This is a genomic window from Affinirhizobium helianthi, assembly GCF_042680945.1.
Classification (GTDB): Bacteria; Pseudomonadota; Alphaproteobacteria; order Rhizobiales; family Rhizobiaceae; genus Neorhizobium; species Neorhizobium helianthi.
Window position 1 is genome coordinate 169453 of the sequence record NZ_JBHUEQ010000025.1, and the last position, 20423, is coordinate 189875.

Annotated in this window: 14 protein-coding genes and 1 pseudogene; 5 read left to right on the forward strand and 10 right to left on the reverse strand. The window is 58.7% G+C overall.

Features of this window, described 5'->3' with window-relative positions; genetic code table 11:
* Positions 1-19 precede the first annotated feature (19 nt).
* The 3 genes from ACFSE1_RS14410 to ACFSE1_RS14420 form a co-directional block, all read right to left on the reverse strand.
* On the reverse strand, positions 20-2101 hold the full coding sequence (locus tag ACFSE1_RS14410; protein WP_377402738.1) for a methyl-accepting chemotaxis protein: 2082 nt from the start codon (positions 2099-2101) through the stop codon (positions 20-22).
* Positions 2102-2591: 490 nt separating this feature from the next.
* Positions 2592-3350 (reverse strand): crotonase/enoyl-CoA hydratase family protein, encoded by a 759-nt coding sequence (locus tag ACFSE1_RS14415; protein ID WP_377402741.1) that lies wholly within the window; start codon positions 3348-3350, stop codon positions 2592-2594.
* Between the two features lie 18 nt (positions 3351-3368).
* Positions 3369-5147, reverse strand: a complete 1779-nt coding sequence (locus ACFSE1_RS14420) for an acyl-CoA dehydrogenase (protein ID WP_377402743.1) — start codon at positions 5145-5147, stop codon at positions 3369-3371.
* A gap of 259 nt (positions 5148-5406) precedes the next feature.
* Here ACFSE1_RS14420 and ACFSE1_RS14425 point away from each other — a divergent pair, with 259 nt between their 5' ends.
* Positions 5407-6402, forward strand: coding sequence for a transporter (locus ACFSE1_RS14425; protein ID WP_377402746.1), 996 nt, complete (start codon positions 5407-5409; stop codon positions 6400-6402).
* Positions 6403-6442: 40 nt separating this feature from the next.
* On the opposite strand, the gene ACFSE1_RS14430 is transcribed toward ACFSE1_RS14425, so the two are convergent.
* The 4 genes from ACFSE1_RS14430 to ACFSE1_RS14445 form a co-directional block, all read right to left on the reverse strand.
* Positions 6443-6934 (reverse strand): BA14K family protein, encoded by a 492-nt coding sequence (locus ACFSE1_RS14430; protein ID WP_377402749.1) that lies wholly within the window; start codon positions 6932-6934, stop codon positions 6443-6445.
* A gap of 224 nt (positions 6935-7158) precedes the next feature.
* Positions 7159-7668: a BA14K family protein gene (locus ACFSE1_RS14435; RefSeq protein ID WP_377402800.1), complete on the reverse strand. Its 510-nt coding sequence runs from the start codon at positions 7666-7668 to the stop codon at positions 7159-7161.
* A gap of 104 nt (positions 7669-7772) precedes the next feature.
* The gene (locus ACFSE1_RS14440) at positions 7773-8855 is read right to left on the reverse strand and encodes an FAD-binding oxidoreductase (RefSeq protein WP_377402752.1); all 1083 of its coding nucleotides are present in this window, start codon (positions 8853-8855) and stop codon (positions 7773-7775) included.
* Between the two features lie 4 nt (positions 8856-8859).
* Positions 8860-10104 carry an aromatic ring-hydroxylating oxygenase subunit alpha gene (locus ACFSE1_RS14445; protein ID WP_377402755.1) on the reverse strand — a complete coding sequence of 415 codons (1245 nt, stop codon included), beginning with the start codon at positions 10102-10104 and terminating at the stop codon, positions 8860-8862.
* 417 nt (positions 10105-10521) lie between these two features.
* Here ACFSE1_RS14445 and ACFSE1_RS14450 point away from each other — a divergent pair, with 417 nt between their 5' ends.
* Genes ACFSE1_RS14450 through ACFSE1_RS14460 form a run of 3 tightly spaced genes read left to right on the forward strand, consistent with a single transcriptional unit; the run spans position 10522 to position 13583 of the window.
* Entirely contained in the window at positions 10522-11121 is a 600-nt protein-coding gene (locus ACFSE1_RS14450; RefSeq protein WP_377402758.1) for a DUF6656 family protein, read from the forward strand.
* Between the two features lie 42 nt (positions 11122-11163).
* Positions 11164-12150: an L-threonylcarbamoyladenylate synthase gene (locus ACFSE1_RS14455; RefSeq protein ID WP_377402761.1), complete on the forward strand. Its 987-nt coding sequence runs from the start codon at positions 11164-11166 to the stop codon at positions 12148-12150.
* Between the two features lie 2 nt (positions 12151-12152).
* Positions 12153-13583, forward strand: a complete 1431-nt coding sequence (locus tag ACFSE1_RS14460) for an FAD-binding oxidoreductase (protein WP_377402764.1) — start codon at positions 12153-12155, stop codon at positions 13581-13583.
* Between the two features lie 6 nt (positions 13584-13589).
* Here ACFSE1_RS14460 and ACFSE1_RS14465 read toward each other — a convergent pair whose 3' ends face one another.
* Positions 13590-15881, reverse strand: coding sequence for a DUF1217 domain-containing protein (locus tag ACFSE1_RS14465; protein ID WP_377402767.1), 2292 nt, complete (start codon positions 15879-15881; stop codon positions 13590-13592).
* Between the two features lie 338 nt (positions 15882-16219).
* Here ACFSE1_RS14465 and ACFSE1_RS14470 point away from each other — a divergent pair, with 338 nt between their 5' ends.
* Positions 16220-16786: a DUF6101 family protein gene (locus ACFSE1_RS14470; protein ID WP_377402770.1), complete on the forward strand. Its 567-nt coding sequence runs from the start codon at positions 16220-16222 to the stop codon at positions 16784-16786.
* A gap of 74 nt (positions 16787-16860) precedes the next feature.
* Here the strand turns inward: ACFSE1_RS14470 and ubiA are convergent, their stop codons facing one another.
* Complete coding sequence (gene ubiA / locus ACFSE1_RS14475) at positions 16861-17820, reverse strand: 4-hydroxybenzoate octaprenyltransferase (RefSeq protein ID WP_377402773.1); 960 nt, start codon at positions 17818-17820, stop codon at positions 16861-16863.
* Positions 17821-18032: 212 nt separating this feature from the next.
* Positions 18033-20423 (reverse strand): annotated as a pseudogene (locus tag ACFSE1_RS14480) (hypothetical protein); the annotation flags it as partial.

The window sequence follows — 20423 nt, forward strand, 5'->3', positions numbered from 1 at the left end:
GCTCTAGCCTGCTGATTTCTCAAGCGACCCGGCGCGAAGGCGATGAGGATTGAGCGCCTTCATGGATACGGAACTGGGACAACAGGCGATTGAGGTTTGCAGCCTCCTGAGCCAGCCCATGGCTTGCAGCGGTCTGCTCTTCCACCATGGCAGCATTCTGCTGCGTACCCTGATCCATGGTGTTGACCGCCATGTTGATCTCCTGCAGGCCGGTGGACTGCTCACGCGAAGCCGTGACGATGGCGTGGATATGGCTGTTGATTTCCTGCACCTCGCGCACGATGACGGACAGAGCCTCGCCGGTCTTGTTGACCAGCTGAACGCCGCCGCGCACCTGATCGCTGGAGGTTGTGATCAGTGCCTTGATCTCGCGCGCCGCATTGGCGGAGCGCTGCGCCAGTTCGCGCACTTCCTGCGCCACCACGGCGAAACCCTTGCCGGCCTCGCCTGCGCGGGCAGCTTCCACACCGGCATTCAGCGCCAGCAGGTTGGTCTGGAAGGCAATTTCGTCGATCACGCCAATGATGTTCGAAATGGCTTCAGAGGACTGCTCGATGCTGTGCATGGCTTCCACGGCCTGCTGCACCACCTCACCCGATTTTTCGGCACCGGAGCGGGCGCGAGCCACGAGATGACCGACCTCTTCGGCGCGACGTGCCGAATCCTTCACGGTGGTGGTGATCTCTTCGAGAGCGGCTGCCGTTTCCTCTACCGATGCCGCCTGCTGTTCCGTGCGGCGTGCCAGATTATCGGCAGCGGAGCGAATTTCGGAAGCGCCGTTATCAATCGCCCGCGCATTCTGTCCGACCGTCGCCATTGCGCTGTTCAGGCGTGTCACGGCCTCGTTGAAATCAACGCGCAACCGATCCAGATCGCCTGCGAAGGGCGTATCGATGCGACAGGTGAGATCGCCATTGGCAAGCTGGCCAAGCGCGCCTGCCAGCGATTGCACTACAGCAGCAATCTGTTCAGCCTCCCGCGCCTTCAGCGCTTCACGCTCACGCCGCTCCTGCTCGCTCAGCATCCGGTTGGAATCCGCGTCCCTGGCAAGACGTGTTCGCTCGATCATGTTTTCGCGGAAAACGGCAACGGCAGCGGCCATGCGGCCGATTTCATCCTTGCGCTCGGTTCCCGGAATGTCGGTGCTGACATCGCCCGCCGCCAGACGATCCATGCTCGTCGTCATGGCTGTGACAGGCCGCACAACCACGCGGGAGATCACAAAGCCCAGCATGCCGGTCATCAGGAGAACCGCAAGAACCGTAACGATTGCACCGCCGATACGCGCATCGACCAGCGAGGCGAAAACGACATCCTTGTCGAAGACAAAGGCCAGATGCCATTGCACATTCGGCAGGCCCTTGACGGCCAGGAAGCTGACCAGAACCGGCTTGCCGTTCAACTCGCTCTCAACCAGGGTCGCACTGCGCTCCTTGAGGTTGGGGAAGAGGTCACCCACGGTCTTATTGATCAAATCTTTGTTCGGATGCAGCAGGATCTTGCCAGCATCGTTGACCAGGAAGGCGTGACCCATGCCATTGAAGTTCAACGCGGTGATCTGGTTCACCAGCGTTTTCAAAGGAAAGTCGCTTCCTGCCACAGCAACGATCTTGCCATCCTTGCGAACGGGAACAGCGGCAGTAATCGTCAACTCGTTTTCAGAGGCAGACACATAGGGTTCTGTCAGGATGGTGGCATTGGCAGCCACGGCCGCCTTGTACCACGGGCGTTTGCGCGGATCGTATTCCGGCGGAACGGCCCTGGCGGGCCAGTTGGTGAAAACGCCCTGCTCATCGCCAATATAGGAGCTGGTGAAATGCGACAGCGCGTCATTCTTCAACATGGCGCGAATCTCGTCCGGCGTGGAGAGCTTTTCAGCCGCAGAGGCCACCATCTTCGTCAGCTGGATATTGGCATTGAGCCAGTTGGCCATGCTTTCGCCAGCGAGAGTGCCAGCAATGTCCACTTCATTCTGAACGGTTTCAGCCAGCAGTTTGGATTGGGTGCGATCACCATAGAGGGCAAATGCACCCAGAGCGAGAACCACAACCGAGGTTGCGGCGATCTGGATGCGCGTCATGAGATTGGCGCTTTTCAGCATGCGGAACTTTCCCTCAAAACAGGCCAATGCGCCGGATCTCCCGGTCGCGATTGCATCAACGAGAACATCATGTTCGAGGACGCAGCCTGAAATCATTCCGGCTTCAAATGCGACAATTGTCTGACCACATATCAGAGGTAATACTTAATATTGCATAAATCGAATATGAACTGTCTGTCACAGGAAAACAACCGGAAGCAGTGCTCGCGGATTTTACAAGACTATGCTTTCCAAGTCAGTTTTTAACTTGACAGAAATGATCAATATCAAATGCCCGGTGCAAATATCAGATGTCTGCACGATGGCGAACGGTGGCGTTGAGCCGCATTCGGCGGGGCCAGGCGGTCATGACATACCTACAACGCATACCTGAAACGGTTGGCCGATGCGAACAGGGTAAGACAGTGCTGGTGCCTTTCTCACCCTTGAGGCCATCGCTCTTACAGGTTTCAGCCCCGCCAACTCGGTGTACACAATTGCGTGATGCACCTCACCGACGCTTGAGGAAGGCCTCAAACGCAGCACGCGCTTCCTGGCTTTTCAGCTGGGCGGCGAAATGCACCATCTCCGCATCGATCCGGGCTAGCACATCATCGCCATTGCCACGCAGAAGATCGCGGGCAATGCGCAGGGCACCGGCCGGTTTCGCCGCAAGAGCGCTGGCCAGTGCAAGCGCTTCCCGCTCCACGGCATCCGGCTCGACCACCTGCCAGATCAGACCGGCTTCACGCGCCTGTTCTGCCGTGAAGGGAAGGCCGGCAGCCAGCAAGGCAAAGGCGCGTTGATGCCCCGCAACACGCGGCACCAAAAGGCTGGAGGCCGCTTCCGGCACCAGGGCGAGATCGGTGAAGGGGGTGCGGAACTGGCTGCGCGACGAGGCAACCGTCAGATCGCAATGAAGGTGAAGCGTGGTACCGATGCCGATGGCAAGTCCATCCACACCTGAGACCAACGGCTTGCCAAAGCGCACGAGTGCTTTCAGCAGGTCCACTGCTGCCGGCGCTTCCAGCGTGCCGGACATGGCATAGCTTAGAAAATCGCCCATATCGTTGCCCGCCGAGAAGCAGCCTTCCGTTCCCAGGAAGACAAGGGCGCGAATGGTCTCATCCGCATCGGCTTGCGTCAGCGCCGCCACCATCTTGCGGTACATGTCAGAGGTCAGGGCATTCTTCTTTTCCGGCCGGTTGAGCCGGATCACCATGACGCCCGCATGGGCTTCAGGTCGTTCGATCAGGATATGCTCAGTCATGACAGCTCCCCCACCCGGTTACGCGAAGAGCGCGCGCGCAGCCTTCAGGCTCTCCGCACCGCTGATCACCCGATCCTTCAATGCCACCGTTTCCGCCAGCAGGTTTTCCGCCGTGAAGCGGCAAAGAGACAGGCGCTTGTCACGGCCGTGCTCCTCCTCCGCCAGTGCTGCCTTGGCCAGATAGGCGCCCGTCAGCGCCAGTCCAAACAGGCGCTGATAGGGTGTTGCACCGGACAGTGCCGAGGCGCTATCGCCTGCGGCCAGCCGCTCCAGCAGCCAATCCGTTGCCTGTTCCAGATCGGCAAGACTTGCGGCAAGACGATCTGCCGTTTCGCCGAAACCCTCCAGATTGGAGCCGCGCACCTGCTCGGCGATCTGCTTCAGCTCACCAATGAAGCCGCGCACATGCTTGCCATCCGAAAGCGGCAGCTTGCGCGTGACGAGGTCCGCCGCCTGAATACCGTTAGTGCCTTCATAGATCGGGGCAATGCGGCTATCGCGCCAGAGCCTTGCGGCACCCGTTTCCTCGATAAAGCCCATGCCGCCATGCACCTGAATGCCGAGCGAAGAGACATCCACGCCCGCATCGGTGGCAAAGCTTTTGGCAATCGGCGTCAGCAGTGCGGCACGCTCCGCCCAGTGGCGGGCCTCATCCCCTTCGGCGTGATGGCTCATATCGGTGGCATGGGCGCAGGAATAGCAGATGGCGCGCGACCCTTGTGTCAGCGCCTTCATGGTCACCAACATACGCGCCACATCCGGGTGCTCTATGATCGGGCTCATGCCGGAACCGGTCCAGCCGGGAGCTTTCCCTTGCGTGCGATCTTTGGCGTATTGAATGGCCTTCTGGGTCGCGGCTTCCGCGATGGCCACGCCCTGCATGCCAACGGCCAAACGGGCATTGTTCATCATGGTGAACATGCAGGCCAGACCACGATTCTCCTCACCCACGAGATAGCCTATTGCGCCCGGTTCGCTGCCGAATTTGCCATCACCATAGATCATGGTGCAGGTGGGCGAGCCGTGAATGCCGATCTTGTGTTCCAGCGAATGGCAATACAGGTCGTTGCGGGCGCCCAGCGATCCATCCTCATTCACCAAGTATTTTGGCACGAGGAACAGAGAAATGCCGCGCGTGCCCGCCGGTGCATCCGGCAGCCGGGCCAGAACCAGATGGATAATGTTGTCGGTGACCTCGTGTTCGCCCCAGGTGATATAAATTTTCTGGCCGAAGATGCGGTAAGTGCCGTCGTCGCGACGTTCGGCACGGCTTTTCATCACGCCGAGATCGGATCCCGCATGAGGTTCCGTCAGGTTCATCGTGCCCATCCACTCGCCAGACACCATCTTCGGCAGATAGATCTGTTTCAGGGCATCGGAACCATGTGCCGTCAATGCATCGACAGCCCCCATGGTCAGCGTCGGGCCAAGGGCGAAAGCCATCGAACCGGCATTCCACATTTCAAGTGCTGCGACATTCAACATATGGGGCAGGCCCTGACCGCCGAAATCGGGGCTCGCCGTCAGCGAGTTCCAGCCGCCAGCGGCCCAATCGCGATAAAGCTTGTCCCAGCCGGGCGGCACTTCCACCTTGCCATCAACCAGCCTGGCACCCTGCTTGTCTCCGATATCCCCGAGTGGGGCCACCGCATCGCTGGCGAAGCGGCCAGCCTCCAGCAGGATGGCATCCACCAGATCGTCGCTGAGATCGCCAAGCTTCCCCTCGCCCAGCGCCTGTTTGAGACCGGCAACATGGTTCAGGGTGAAGGCAATATCTTCCACGGGGGCCTTGTACATGATGTCCTCCTCTAGGCTCCCGCGATCGCGACCGGCGGAAGCAAATCTCCTGATTGCTTTTTACGTAAACGTAAGAGGCTCTGTCAATCGCCGCGTGAGGCCCGGCGCGGTCCATGTGATCAGCCAATGGTGGAAAGGCGCCTGTTATGCTTGTCACCCGGCTGTCGCGGAAACACAGTAGAATGAGAAGTTACGCGTGCTTGCCTTATGCCTCTTGCCGGGCCAAGCTAGCGCGACAATTGCAAGTCAAAGGCCATTCATGCTGCAAACCCCCGCCATTCCCGGTCTCGTCTGGGCCTATCATCTCCTGCCGGAAGAGCGGACTTGCCGAAGACTTTTGCCGGAAATGGGCCGCAGCGAACTTGACCCTCAGGATGGCGCCTTTCTGTGGCTGCACCTGAACCTGGCCGATCAGCGCGTGCCTGCCTTTCTGGAGAGCCTCGGCACCTTAAGCGCCGATGTGGTTGCGGCGTTGACGACGCATGAAACGCATGCGTCCATCACGCTGGACGAGCAGAGCGTTTACGGCACGCTTGTTGATTTTCAAAGGGAATTCGACAGCGATACACGCGATATCGGCTGGCTGCATTTTGCCGTGGTGGACCGCATGATCATCACCACACGGCTTCAGCCGCTGCGCTCGATCGATCGGGTGCGGGCAACGCTTGAAAAGAACCCGGCACGCTGCCGCCAGCCGATCGACATTTTCGAAATGATCGTGGTGGAATTCCAGCGCACGCTGATTTCGCTGGTGATGGAACTGACCGAGGAACTGAACCAGATCGAGGACATCGTCTACGACAATACGCCGCGCGACGAGCGGCGGCGTCTGGCTCCCGTGCGGCGAACGGTGGTGCGTCTGCATCGGCATTTGCGCACCATTCTCACACTCATGCGCCGCGCCGCCGCTTCCGACGAAGAGGAAATGCCGCCCGGTTTCGACGATGCGGCAAGCCGGGTCATGGCGCGGCTGGAATCGGTCGATTACGATGTTTATGCCCTACAGGAGCGGGCACGCCTTCTGCATGAAGAGATGGATTCCAAGCTTTCATCCGAAACCAACCGGCACCTCTACATCCTGTCGCTGATGACGGCCTTCCTGCTGCCGCCGACACTGGTGACAGGCTTCTTCGGCATGAACACATCGGAACTGCCCTTTGCCCATAGCGCAGGTGGCACAGGCTATGCGCTGACGCTCATCATCCTGTCGGTTCTGGGCGCGTGGTGGCTGCTCAAGCGCGCGGGCATATTATAGAGCGACGAAAAACGCCGCCCCGAAGGGCGGCGCAATTCTGTCAATAATAGGGTGAATAGCACTGCTGGCGCGGCCCGTGATAGGGCTGGAACGTGTTGCTATAAACATCATAGGAGCGGTAGCGCCCCTGGCAATAGCGCACGTGCCGCGGATTGAGGCCGCCGCTCGGCACCACATAGCGCGGCGCAGGCGCGACATAGCGCGGAGCCGGTGCCACATAGCGCGGCTGGGCTAGCGCCCCACCAATGATGGCGCCGGTGGCAAAGGCCGCGAGCGGGAACCAGTAGCCATTGTGATACCGATAGCCTTCACGGCGCTCGCGATAGCCGCGATAACCACCGTAATAGCCTTCTCGGTAATAGCCGCGACGACCCCAATAGGGACTGTCATCACGCCAGTATTGAACGGTCTGTACATCACTCTTCACCACCGGGGCGCTTGTCAGCGGCATGGCTTGCGCCGGGGCCAGAGACCCGGCAAGCACGACAGCCGAAAGGCCGAGGAGCGAGATCTTTCCCATCAACGTCGACATTCTCGAACTCCAGTTTTGCGATCAAGCCTGAAACCGCGCAAAGAGCGGCTGATCGTTCACCAAGCCCTGCGCGGTGAGCTGTGGAAGAAGCTTAGGAATTGCAAGCTGAACGCGTGATTAATGAAGTGTTCACGAATGCGCGCAGCGCCCCTTCCCCATGCCGGATCAGAAGACCCGGCCGGGCTTTCGCCGGACCGGGTCCATTTGTCATTTTTCAGCTGCGATCAGTAGGGTGAATTGCAGTAACGGCGTTCGCCACGGCTGTTGGCCACAAAGGTGTTGTCAGATGCGCGGTAGGTCTTGTAGCGCTGCTGGCACCAGGCATAGTGGCGCGCGCTATAGCGACCGGCAGGTGCAACGGCACGGGGAGCAGCCGTTGCGCCACCGATGATGGCCCCTGCGGCAAAGGCGGCCAGCGGGAACCAATAGCCGTTGTGATAGCGATATCCGGAGCGGCGCTCCCGATAGCCGCGATAGCCGTTGTAATAGCCCGAACTGGAATTTGGATGACCCCTGCGATCCCAGCGACGGTCATGACGGCGGTCCCAGCGACGGTCATGGCGGCGATCCCAGCGGCGTGCATCGCGGCGGTCCCATTGGACAGTCACGACCGGAGCCTCGCCGCTTGCCTGAACGCGGGAGACGGCCACGGCTGGCATGGCCTGCGCCGGGGCGACGCCGGTTAAAGCCACGGCAAGCGTCGTGGCGATAACGGCAAGCTTCCTGGAGAAGATACCCATCAATCTGCTTCCTCTTGTCTTTGATTTTCCCCTCTAACGTATGGATTGCGTTAGAAGTTCCAGACAATCGGAGGCACGATAACGTGATGGGTGAACGGTCAGGCTTCCACTTCGATATCGGTTTTGGGACGCGAGCAGCAGGCGAGGATATAGCCTTCCTCGATCTCTTCCTCGAGGATCCCGCCATTGTGGTTCATGTCCACCTCACCCGAGACGAGCATGACGCGGCATGTACCGCACAGCCCGGATTCGCAGGCGGCACCGATGCGAACACCATTGGCGCGCGCCGTTTGCAGCACCGTAAAGCCCGGCTCGCACTTGGCTTCCTTGCCCGACATGGAGAAGGATACCTTATGCGCGGTCGCCTCACCATCCGCTTCCACCGCCACCTCAGGCAGCTTGGGGGCCACCGGCTGGAAGGCCTCCTCATGATAGCGGCTCATGTCGAAGCCGGCGCTCGCAAGGGATTCGCGGACGGTTGCCATGAAAGGCTCAGGCCCGCAGCAGAACACCGTGCGATCCAGAAAGTCCGGCGCCAGAAGCGAGATCTTCGCCCGGTCGACGAAGCCCTTCAGGCCTGACCAGAGCTGCGACCGGCCCAACTGTTCCACAATGAAGCCGAGATGGAAATGCGGCAGATGGCGAGCCAGATATTCCAGTTCCCAGCGGCAGATGATGTCGTCCGGCGAACGCGCGCAATGAATGAACGCGACATCCGTATCGGGCTGGCGGTCTGCCATGTCACGGGTCATCGACATCATGGGTGTGATGCCGGAACCGGCGGAGATGAAGAGGTATTTCTCGCCCGGATGCTTCACATAGGAGAAGTCGCCCAGCGGCCCGATGGCCCTGATTTTCATGCCGGGCTTCAGGTTGTCGAACATCCAGCGGGTGCCGATGCTGTTCTTCTGCGCCTTGACCGTGACGGACACCGTATAGGGCCGTGAGGGGCTGGAAGAGAGCGTATAGGTGCGCAGCACAGGTTCCGGCCCGACCGGCAGTTCGAGCGTGACGAACTGGCCAGGAAGATAGCGGAACCAGTGGCCCGGATTATCGGGTTTGAATGTGAAGGTCATGACATCTGGCGCTTCAGGCGTCCAGGCGACCAATTCCAGAAGATGCGCCCTGTCGGACCAGGGGCGCATCTCATCAACATGCTTGTATGGATGCTGTGGCGCCATAAACTTAAGCCACCGCGGAGAGCTTCGCGCGGTCGCCCTGCAGGCGATCGGTCATGAAATTGGTGTACCACTCGACAAACTGCATCACGCCACCCTCATGATCCGGGGAATAGGGACCGGGCTGATAGGCAGGCGAGCGAATGCCGAAGGCATTTTCCTCAACGATCTGGCGGTCCTGATCATTCGTCATCTTCCAGACGTGGGTCAGTTCTTCCAGGTCGTAATCCTTGCCTTCAACGGCATCCTTGTGCACCAGCCACTTGGTGGTGACCTGCGTTTCCTCGGCCGAAAGCGGCAGAACGCGGAAGGAAATCGCATGATCGACCAGCATGTGGTTCCAGGTGGTCGGATAGTGGAAGAGCAGCATGGTGCCGATATGGCTGATCTTCACATCATCGGAAAGCGGACGCTGAACGGCGCGCTTGCCCGACATTGTGTAGCTTTCGGCGTCTTCAACCAGCGGCATGCGCGCAACGCGGAACTGGCCGCTCTGGTGCATGGTGAAGGTGGAAGGCAGGCCAGCCGCCTCGCAACGCTGCCAGTGCTCGGAGATGACCGGATCATCCGCAGCACCCTGAACGCCAGTGGCCGACGGTGCCTCGGGATAGGTGCGGCACAGTTCCGGATGGTTGCCAGCGCAGTGGTAGCATTCGCGGTTGTTTTCCCACACCAGCTTCCAGTTGCCCTTTTCGACGATGGTGCTTTCAAACGCGACCTTCACCTCAGTCAGCTGATGCGGCGCGATGTAGGGCTCGATAGTCTGGCGGACCGGAGCAAAATCAGGCGCTTCGTCTGCAAGGCAGATGAAGATGTAGCCGCCAACGCTCTGGCAGTGAACGGGCTTCATGCCGAAATCGGCCTTGTCGAATTCCTCGCCCATCTGGCGCGCGAAAACGAGCGAGCCGTCCAGATCATAGGTCCACTGGTGATAGGGGCAGACGAGCTTTGCAGCCGCACCCTTTTCTGCCGTGCAAACGCGGTGGCCGCGATGGCGACAGGTATTGTGGAAGGCGCGAATAACTTTGTCGCGTCCGCGCACGATGACGACAGGATAATCCCCCACCTGCACGGTGAAGTAATTGCCGGAGCGGTTGATCTCGCAATCATGGCCGACAAACAGCCAGTCGCGATACCAGATCATCTCCATGTCCAGCTTGAAATAATCCTGATCGATGTAAAATGGCTGTTCCAGGCTGAAGCCTTCGCGGCGGTTCTTAAGCTGGCGCAGCACGGTTTCGCGAATATCCATCTTCCGTTCCTGTCGATCAGGGCTGGGGATGGAGGTGCTTTTGCAGGCAGCCCTCCGGCCCGCTAGCCCGCGGGTTATCCGGCTTCCGCAGCCTGGGTTTCAGGTGGTGAAGCTATAGTGAAAGATATAGCCCAGACCACCCGCACCAACAGACGACATTGCGACATGTGCTTCCGCATTGACGACAAAAAGCGACACCCGCTCCGAGCGCCAGCGTACCGTCCTGAAAGGGAATGCAGTGGCTTAAGCCGGAACGCCCCCGCAGCGAAAACCGCGGGAAATGGCGCAAACAGAATAGCGCAGGCATTCCTGCCGGATGCAGCGGCGTTTCGTGCGGGACGCAAGCCCCCGTTAAGCAAGCGGTAATAGATTGGCGGAACACTTGTGTCAGAGGAAGCGGGAGCAGATCAGTTGGAGATGAGGACCAGATTCCGCTATTTCGATACAGCGGCCAAGCCGCTGATGCCGAAGCTGAAGGGCACGGCCCATTCAGAATTTCTGCGCACGGGCAGAATTTCGCGCGAGAGCCGGGATTGGCTGGCCGACGAGAAGCGTTACCTGACCTATGAGGAAGTAGCTGAGCGCACCGAGCTTCGGCTGGCTGCGGCCGGTGAAACGACCCATGAACGCATCAACAGCGTGCATAAGCGCATTCGCTTTCCCCGCGTCATATTCAGCCATGCGCTGAACGAGCGTCCGCATCTCGGCTATTGCCATGTCACCACCGCGCCAGCCACCATTGGCACCAAGCGCACGCTGTGGTCCTTCTACATGTGCAATTTCACCGCCGAGATCGGCGAGGACGAAGAGTTTTTCCGCCGGATTCGCACCGATTTCGGGCGCATGTATTTCGCCGTAGCCATAGAACGCGACGAGAATGGACTGACGCGCCTGAACCGCTCCTTGCGTGACAATGGCGTTCTCTTTCGCACCAGCGACCCCAATGAAGCCCTGAAGAATGTGCTGATGCTAGGCGCCCCGGACGAGACGGTGCGCGAGATCATTCGCAAGCTCTGAAAAAATTTGCCTTTGCCAAGTCTTTAGCGCTATGCAACGGCCATGGCCGCAAGCATCCTATCCGTCCTGACCGAACATGAGCGAGCACTGCGCGAAGGCGTGGCACGCCTGAGCGAAGGTCTTCCTGTCGCTATTCCGACGGAGACCGTCTACGGGCTTGCTGCAGATGCCACGCGCGGCGAAGCGGTAACCCGCATCTATGAAACCAAGGGCCGCCCGCAGTTCAACCCGCTGATTTGCCACATGGCGGACCTGGAAATGGCTGAGCGCTATGCGATTTTCGATCCGCTTTCCATCCAGCTCGCGCAAGCCTTCTGGCCGGGACCGCTCACTCTGGTTCTGCCGCTCAAGCCTGAATGCGACATCCACCCGCTTGCAACAGCCGGTCTCGATACGGTGGGTATTCGCGTGCCGAAAGGCTTTGCCCGCGAATTGATCCGTGCGCTTGGCCGGCCGCTCGCGGCTCCCAGCGCCAATACATCCGGCAAGGTCAGCCCGACATCCGCGCAGCATGTGGCGGAGGATCTGGGGGAAAAACTCTCCCTCATTCTGGATGGCGGAGCTGCGCCGGTCGGGGTGGAATCCACCATCATTCGCGTCGAGGACGGGCGTGTGCGCCTGCTGCGCCCCGGCGGCATTGCCGTGGAGAAAATAGAAGCCCTGCTCGCTCGACCTGTCGAGCGCGGGCTCGGCGCCTCCCCCGCCATCGAGGCGCCGGGAATGCTTGCCTCGCATTATGCGCCGGGTGCTTCCGTGCGGCTGAACGCGAAAGAGGCAGAGGCCGGTGAAGCCCTGATCCGCTTTGGCGGCAAGCCCGTAGAGGGCAGTGAACAGGCCGCTGCCGTGTTCGACCTCAGCCCCTCCGGCGATCTGGCGGAAGCAGCGGCCAATCTGTTTGGCTTGCTCAAGCTGGCGGATGCCTGCGGCGCACAGCGCATTGCCGTGGCCCCCATTCCGCAACACGGTCTTGGCGAGGCCATCAACGACCGTCTGATGCGCGCCGCAGCGCCCAGACCAGAAGAGAATTGACCATGGATAGCAGCCTCCCCTCTTCCGATGTTCTGGCCCGTTTTACCGCTCTTGTCGGCAGCGCCAATGCGATAACGGATGAGGAGGAACTGGCGCCACGGCTGAAGGAAAACCGGGGGCTCTATCACGGGCGGGCGGCCATGCTGCTGAAGCCCGGCTCTACCCTGGAAGTCTCGCAGATCCTCTCCCTTGCCAGCGAAACCGGAACCCCTGTCGTGCCGCAAACCGGCAATACCGGCCTTGTGGGCGGCCAGACGCCCGGCGAGGACGGGCATTCCATCATTCTTTCGCTGGAACGCATGAACCGCATTCGCGATGTGGATCCGGTTGCCAATGTGCTTGTGGCCGATGCAGGCTGCATTCTGGCCGACATTCAGAGAGCAGCCGAAGAGGTGGGACGGCTTTTTCCCCTTTCGCTTGGTTCCGAGGGCTCCTGCCGCATCGGCGGCAATCTTTCCACCAATGCGGGCGGCACGGCGGTTCTGGCCTATGGCAATACGCGCCAGCTCTGCCTCGGGCTGGAAGTGGTTCTGCCAACCGGCGAAATCTGGGATGGTTTGCGCCGGCTGAAAAAGGACAATACCGGCTACGATCTGCGCGATCTCTTCATCGGCGCGGAAGGCACGCTTGGCGTGATTACCGGGGCGGTTCTCAAGCTTTTTCCGCGTCCGGTCGGGCATCAGGTGGCCTTTGCCGGGCTTGCCTCGCCGCAGGCCGCGCTTCAGCTGTTCGAGAAGGCGTCCAATCTTTGCGGCACGGCGCTGACGGGCTTCGAACTGATGCCGCGCATCGGCATAGACTTCACCACACGCCATATTCAGGGCGTGCGCGACCCCCTACCCACCCCGCACGACTGGTATGTGCTGATCGACATTTCCACCAGCGACGCCGCGGAGACGGCAGAGACGATGGTGCACGCGCTGCTGGAACAGGGCATGGAAAGCGGTCTGATCGAAGACGCGGTGATTGCCTCATCGGTTGCACAGCAAAAGGCGCTTTGGCATATGCGCGAAAGCATGTCGGATGCGCAGAAGCCGGAAGGCGGCTCCATCAAGCATGATGTTTCCGTGCCGATTTCCACAATCCCGGACTTCATGGCTGAGGCGGAAAAGGCCGTGCTGGCGGCCATGCCGGGTGCCCGCATCTGTGCCTTCGGGCATCTGGGCGATGGCAATATCCACTACAACATTTCCCAGCCCATCGGTGCAGACAAGGGCGAGTTTCTCGGGCGCTGGCGGGACATCAATGCCATCGTCCATGCCATTGTGCTGGAAAAGGGTGGCTCCATCTCGGCGGAGCACGGGATTGGTCAGTTGAAACGCGACGAGCTGGCTGCCATTCGGCCCGCCATCGAAATCGACCTCATGCGCCGCATCAAGCGCGCCTTCGACCCGGCCGGGATCATGAATCCCGGCAAAGTCATCTCCGTCTGAAAATGCCTATCGCCGCTGCAACGAGCTGAGCAGATCGGCGCTGATGGAGGCCGAGCCGCTGCTGGTCAGAAGCGACAAAGCCGAAGCGCTGGCGTTCGTGTTCTGCAAATCGTAAAGGGCAGTGAAACGGCTGACGAGCTTCTTCACCTTGTCAGGGTCTTGAAGGCTCGCCAGATCAAGCTTGCTCTTGACCAGCGCTGCCTGCTTATCGACATTCATGCTGCCGAAGCTCTCCGGCATCTGGAACGTCACACGGAAGAACTCCAAGAGCGCCGTATCGCCCAATATGTCGTAAGGGCTGGTAATGTCCTTGGCTTTGCGATCGAAATAAAGCGCCAAACGAACGCCGTTATTCTCTTGCCCCTGCTCTTCTTCCAGCGTCAGGCGCTCAAAATTATTCTCGGTTTCGATGATCTTACCGCGCGATTGAACGCCGGAATTGACCTGACGGGAGAGATTGCCGTTCGCGTCAAAATTGAAGGCTCCGACCATTTCCGCCCAGGCCGTATTCTTCTGTTGATTGGCAAAACTCTTCGGATCGGAAAGATCGGAAGCAAAAAGCTGCTTGAGGAAATCGGGGGTCGCAGTCTTTGGGTCGAGGCCATAGGCCTTTAGCACTACATTGACGAGGCGGCTGTCACTGAGGAACTGGCTGGCCGTTTCCACCGCCGTAATCTGCTTGGTGTAATAAGTCAGCTCTTCCTTGGCCTTCGCTTGGGCATCCTTCAGTTCCGTGCCGGTCAGGAAGCGGGTCTGGGCCACGGTATACCGCGAGCCAACGGTGGTGATGGTTGCTGAGGACTGCGCCGTCAAAGGTGCGGTAGGATTACCATCCTTGCCGAAGTTGAAGGCCTTTGCGAGCGTCAGATAACGCTCATCCTTCAGCTGGTAGACAAAGCTGTTGGTGTCGCTGAGATCGCTTTGCAGCACCTGCTTGATGGTGAAGGGGGCGACTTCTGCCGGGTCCAGCCCCACCGCCTTCAACGAAAACTGATAGGCATCCGTGGAATTGAGAAATTCATCGACAGTTTTGATCCGGCCCATGGCCGTCTTGTATAACTGGACGGCCTGCTCGTCGTTTTCGTCCTGCTGGTCGTTGTAGCGGGTAAAGTAGAAGCTGGATGTCTGCGCCGCCTGCGTCGCATTCTGCGCATTGCCAGCAGCCACGGAGCCATCGGCGTTGAAGTTGAACGCCTTTGCCAACTCCAGAAAGCCGGGATTGGTTTTTCCCAGCAGGTTGGCCGCGCTCTGCGGATCGTTAAGATCGCTGGTCAGGGCACTGCGGATATTGCTCCAGAAGGTATCGGTCAGATTGAAGGCGGTGCGAATATAGGAAAACAGTCGCGTATCCGTGGAAAGCTGATCCACGGATGTGATGCTGCCGATCTTGCTTTTGAAATAGGTGTCTTCATTGGTCGCGGTCGCCGTGGACAGGCGCTGCTGATTGCTGAAGAAACGGCTGTTGATGGCTTCCATCTGCGCGGTGGTCTGCGCGCCGCCGGCCGGAACGGTACCATCACTGTTGAAGCTGAAGGCGCCCGCCATGTCGTAGTAATTGTTGACCTTCTCCAGATTGTTCATGAAGACGAACATACGGTTCCGCAGCGCGATACGCTCTTCCGGATCCGTGCTTGCATCCACCTGTGCCTCGAGCTGGCTGATCTGCGTCTGCAGCTCAGTGCGCTTGGTGCCCAGTTGCTGGTTGATGAAGCTGGCCGGATCGCTCGGATCGCTCGTCAGCACGCCCTTCAGGAAGTCTCTCGAGTAATTCGACTTATCCAGCCCGAAAGAGGTGAGAAGATAGTCGCGCAAGCGCTCGTCGCTCAGGAGCTGGTCGGCGCTCTGAAGCTGCCCCATCATTGCATTAAAATAGCGCGTTTCATCGCCCGCTCCTTCCTCCTGCGCCGTCATCGTGGCGCTGTAGAGCCCCAGCATCTTGTCGATCTGGCTGGAGGTTTGGGCAATCGTGGTCGTCGTATTGAAGTTGAAGGAGGCGGCAAAATCCCGGTAGCGCTTGTCGGTCAGCTTGTTGGCAAAGCTGTTGTCGTCGGACAGATCGCTTTCCAGCACCTTGCGGATGAAGGCCTTGGCATAGGCCATGTCTTCCAGACCATAGGCCTTGACCGCGTAGTTGTAGATACGCGTATCCTTCATGAAGTCATCGACAGTCTTTACCTTGCCGATATTGGCCTTGTAGTACTCCGCCTCTTTCGAGACGTTCGTCTGCTTGGCCACGCGATCAAGGCTGCGCTGAAGATCGCGGCTCACAATATCGTAGCTGAGAAAGGTCGATACCATCGAAAGGCCTCACATTCTCCGGGTGCGCATAGCTGTGCCGCTACACTACATCAAGGAAACTTTAAGATTTGCTTGCAGGCAGCTTGCCACAGCTTCCTTGCCCCGGCCTGTCGAAACGCGCTTTCTGTAGCGCTCCTGCACATAGGGGCGCCACTTCATTCAAATGAAATCTAACGCGGTTGAATTTTGATAACCATCTGAGGATGCTACAATTTCTTAACCGCAATTTTTAAGCGGTTCTGCAAATGCCAGCCCTATGTTGATCCCCACCAGAGGACAAAAGTCCCGGGAGATGTCCAGACAACCGGCTCTCAGGTAAAACAAGGGTAGCATTCGAGATGACAAATACGGTTCTGAAACCCAAATGGGCAGGAGCAACGTTGCGGCTGGATCCGTCGCGTTTTCCCCAGCAGATCACGTACGGGCTGCATGATGCCGCCGGCGATGTCACCATTACCATCGACGAACGCGGCGCAGTCCTGCGCAAAATTCTTCCCGAGAGCGGTCTTCCGCTTTCCTTTGCTCTTCCGGCTCGCGCATTCAAAGGTGTCGCGGCCCGGGCTATCGATCATGGCAATGGCGAAGTGACGGTCACGTTGGAACTCCACCACGATGACCCGGAGCTTTGCATCCCGCTTCTGGTTGCACATGACCTGTGTGACATTGCGGCCGACTGGCGCAGCTGGTCGGAAGCCTTCGGGATTCCCATGCTGATGGTGGAAGCAGACGGCATTGCCCGTCCGTTGGAAAACCATCTGGGCGACCTGCGCACGCACCCCGCACGCCAGCGCCGCCGCCATTCCTACTTCGCAGCCCGCCGTCCGCGCTTTCTGGTTCGCCGCCAGACCGGCAGCCTTGGCGTGGCCATGAAGATCGAGGGCAAGGAAATCATCGCCCGGCGTTAATAGCCAGACGCCTCCTTCGCAATAAAAACCCGGCGCGCACCCCCGCCGGGTTTTTCCGTTTCAGGGTGCAAAGATTAACCGTAGCTGGCAACCGAGGCGGCAATACCCACGAAAATCACAGCCCCGACACGGCTGTTGAGCTTGAACAGCCGCAAGCACTGGTCCGGATTGTCGATATCGAGCACCAAGATCTGCCAGGCAAACAAAATGGCCGCCACCAGCAGCCCGAGATAGGCAAGAATGCCCGCATGCGCTGTGGCAAAGGCAAAAATGAAGAAGATCAGCGCCAGGCCATAGAGCAGGATCAGCCAGAGCTTGGTATGCTCTGCAAACAGGCGTGCCGTTGAGCGCACACCGACCAGCGCATCGTCTTCCTTATCCTGATGGGCATAAATCGTATCGTAACCGATCGTCCAGGCGACCGCGGCGCAATAGAGCCAGAAGGCCGGCCAGCCGAGGCTGCCGTAAAGAGCGGCCCAGCCCATCAGCGCGCCCCAGGAAAAGGCAAGGCCCAGGAAAAATTGCGGCCAGTCCGTAAAGCGCTTGGCGAAGGGATAAACGGCAACGACCAGCAGTGAGGCAAAGCCGAGCGCAATGGTGAAAGCATTGAACTGCAAAAGCACGACGAGGCCAACCAGCGCCTGCAGCACCAGAAATACCTTGGCCTTCAAGCGCGAGACCCGGCCCGACGGCAATGGACGCGAGCGGGTGCGCGCCACTTCGGAATCGATATCGTGATCCACCAGATCGTTATAGGTGCAACCGGCACCCCGCATGGCGACCGCACCTATGAAGAACAGGAAGAGATGAAAAAGCTTCATCTCCAGCGAGAAGCCCCCGTCCGGTGCCACATCGGCATTGGCGGCCATGGCCGCTGACCAGAAGCACGGCCACATCAGCAATTGCCAGCCAATCGGCCGGTCCCAGCGGGCAAGTTGCGCATAGGGCCAAAGCGATGGCGGCAGAAAACGATAAACCCAGTTATCGGAAGGCGCATCAGCGACGCGTTTATGCAGTGCGGTGTTGTTTGTCATGAGTGGAGGTTTTAGAGCATTTCCTGACGAAACGGAAACACAGGAAATAGCCCTTTCTCTGTTTTATCCCATCCAGATGCAGAACCGCTGTCATCCCGCTGCAAGCACCAGCCGTGCACATACAATCTGCCCGGCCATCGGTGTTTTGATACTGGTATGGACCTGAAGCGCGGGGCTTGCCAGCGCTTCAGGATTTTTGCCCTCATAACGGTTTAGGCTTCTGCGTACTGTCGAACCTCAGGATAGGCCCAGTCTTGGCCACCATTCGCATTGCGCCACCGTGCGGCATCATTCGCGACCGCATCCCAATCCGTCTTTGTCTTTTCCTCTTCTGGAACCTCACGCCTTGGCAGAGGCATTTTGGGGTTCTGAATCGGGTCTTTCACATACAGGCTGACTTCATCGCCGACCAAGCGATTGAGCTGAGCGTTCATCTCATCCTTCTGGCCGCTCCACTCCTTCCAACGACGAACATCGTTATAGATCTGCAGCGCAGACCAGGCCGCCCAGGAAGCGATACTGCCCGCGGTGAAGACCGTGGAGAAGGCTGCCGGAAGGAAGCGTGTTGCCGCCCCTGCCCCGCGAACGAAATTCGAATTCAGCAAGCTCTGCGCAAGACCCGATATTCCCTCGATCGCCCCGACAGTGTCACCAGCTGTTCCGATGGCGGATAAGATTGTTCCTGTCGTATCCAGGCTACCGGATTTGATCCCTTGGAAAAGCTGGTGATAATCCACCGGCAACCAGCCGACAGCGGCAATGTTACCAATTGCATTGCCCAGCCCCTTCAGGGCAGTCGCTGTGGCCTTCTTTTCGGCGGCAAGGAATTCGCCATCATAAACACCGGCCAAATCCCCCAGGAACTTGGATGAATTCTCAACCGTGCTACCCGCAGCCTTCAGGAACTGTGAGGTTCCAGCCATGCTATGCAGCAAAACCACACCGATGGCGTCAGGCGTCGGATTGCTCATATTGACGCCCGACCAGACCGCGCGTGACCCCTGCAGAATACCCGTAACCCCCGACAGGAGAGCTTGTTTGTATTTCGGCTGATCCATACCTCCGGCGGAATTCTTGACGTTGTTGTCGATGTAGCCGCTGATTTGCTTTGTCAGATCGTCGAAGTTGCCGCCCGGCTTACCAAGCTGCCATGCGGCGGTGATAATTGTGGTAAGGTTCGTTTTATAGCTATTCTGGGCCTCTTGATTGTCCTTGAAATAGGTTTCCGCAACGGCGTTCAGCGGCTCTTTCAGAATAGAGGCAAGCTTGTCTTCATTGGACATTTTTGGACCTGACGGGTCGTTCGGAACCGCATCAACAAGCCCCTTCAATGCTTCATTGGTATCCGGCAGATTCTGCAGGAAGTCATCCGTAAAGAACTTCGAATAGCTCTTGTTGACATCCTCTATACTTCCTTTGGTGATCGATTCCGGCAGAACCGAATTGTAGATGCCGACGGCTGAGTTGTATTGCTGAAAGATCGTTTTGTAGTCCTGACCGGCTTCCCGACCTTGCCTCAGGAGTCCGCCCTCAACAATATCCTTCTGGTATGAGGCCATGAGATCGTTTTTGAGCGCGGTGGCGCGGTTCCCCTCCGAGAGGACATCGTTCATATTCTCTTCGTAGGACTTGTTGTCATCGTAGACGTGGCCAACGATCTGTCCATCAAATCCGCCCTGCAAACGCCGGAATATATTTTCAGTCAGCTTTGTCTGAACACCTTGGTCCGTCTCCAGAATCTTGACCGCATTTTGCAGATCGTTCATGACCTCTTTGCTGTTGTTCGTCGCATAGCCGTTATCGCCCAGAGTGTCCTTGAACCTGCTGTAAGCTCCTTGCGCAGAGAGTGCGTCGAGATAAGCAATCATACGTTGCTTCTCGTCGTACTTTCCGGGATTGGACAAAATGTCCGGATTAATAAAGCTTTTGTCGGTATTCTTGAGAGCGTTATACAGCGACTTGTTGACATCTCCCATATACTCCGAGCCAAAGATCTTCTTTGCCAGATCAGCGGCCGGGCTCCATGGCTGACCCTCTGTGCCAGCTGATGTTTTATCAACCGAATCCACCGCGCTGCGGTCACGGTTGTTGCGCTGTGCCTCCGCCTTTTCTTCCGGGGTCATCCCGGCGTAGCGATCAACTGGGGCGGCGTTGGGATTGCGAGGCAAGTCCTTCAAACTATCATAGTTGATGTATTTAGGGTCACCATCTGCTTCTGTGGCACCATCGGTCCCGCCCGCGGACTTAGATGCTGCAAGGCTGTCTCTCGCAGCGGCTGGATCAACACTCTCGCCTTCTGCGGTCAGCTTTGCGGAGGCGGAATCTGTCTTTGTCCCGTCAGCAGACATTTCAGCTGCGGTCTTATCGTCCGTGATGTTCCCGTTCTCTTCCGCTACGGCATCGGCCTTGGTCTTGTCGACGGGCGAGGCCTCCAGCTTGGAGGCATCCGTCGTCTTGCCGTCCGTGTCGACTGCGCCCGTCTTGGTGTTGCTGGCCTCTTCCGCTACGGCATCGGCCTTGTTCTTGTCGACGGGTAAGGCCTCCAGCTTGGACGCATCCGGCGTCTTGCCATCCTTGCCAACTTCACCCGGCTTGGTGTTGCT

What these genes read in the sequence shown, in the direction of transcription:
- ACFSE1_RS14420 (WP_377402743.1), bottom strand. Translation starts at nt 5,147, where the DNA reads ATGTACAAGGCCCCCGTGGAAGATATTGCCTTCACCCTGAACCATGTT.
- ACFSE1_RS14460 (WP_377402764.1), top strand. Translation starts at nt 12,153, where the DNA reads ATGGATAGCAGCCTCCCCTCTTCCGATGTTCTGGCCCGTTTTACCGCT.
- ACFSE1_RS14450 (WP_377402758.1), top strand. Translation starts at nt 10,522, where the DNA reads ATGAGGACCAGATTCCGCTATTTCGATACAGCGGCCAAGCCGCTGATG.
- ACFSE1_RS14425 (WP_377402746.1), top strand. Translation starts at nt 5,407, where the DNA reads ATGCTGCAAACCCCCGCCATTCCCGGTCTCGTCTGGGCCTATCATCTC.
- ACFSE1_RS14415 (WP_377402741.1), bottom strand. Translation starts at nt 3,350, where the DNA reads ATGACTGAGCATATCCTGATCGAACGACCTGAAGCCCATGCGGGCGTC.
- ACFSE1_RS14410 (WP_377402738.1), bottom strand. Translation starts at nt 2,101, where the DNA reads ATGCTGAAAAGCGCCAATCTCATGACGCGCATCCAGATCGCCGCAACC.
- ACFSE1_RS14430 (WP_377402749.1), bottom strand. Translation starts at nt 6,934, where the DNA reads ATGTCGACGTTGATGGGAAAGATCTCGCTCCTCGGCCTTTCGGCTGTC.
- ACFSE1_RS14440 (WP_377402752.1), bottom strand. Translation starts at nt 8,855, where the DNA reads ATGGCGCCACAGCATCCATACAAGCATGTTGATGAGATGCGCCCCTGG.
- ACFSE1_RS14445 (WP_377402755.1), bottom strand. Translation starts at nt 10,104, where the DNA reads ATGGATATTCGCGAAACCGTGCTGCGCCAGCTTAAGAACCGCCGCGAA.
- ubiA (WP_377402773.1), bottom strand. Translation starts at nt 17,820, where the DNA reads ATGACAAACAACACCGCACTGCATAAACGCGTCGCTGATGCGCCTTCC.
- ACFSE1_RS14455 (WP_377402761.1), top strand. Translation starts at nt 11,164, where the DNA reads ATGGCCGCAAGCATCCTATCCGTCCTGACCGAACATGAGCGAGCACTG.
- ACFSE1_RS14470 (WP_377402770.1), top strand. Translation starts at nt 16,220, where the DNA reads ATGACAAATACGGTTCTGAAACCCAAATGGGCAGGAGCAACGTTGCGG.
- ACFSE1_RS14465 (WP_377402767.1), bottom strand. Translation starts at nt 15,881, where the DNA reads ATGGTATCGACCTTTCTCAGCTACGATATTGTGAGCCGCGATCTTCAG.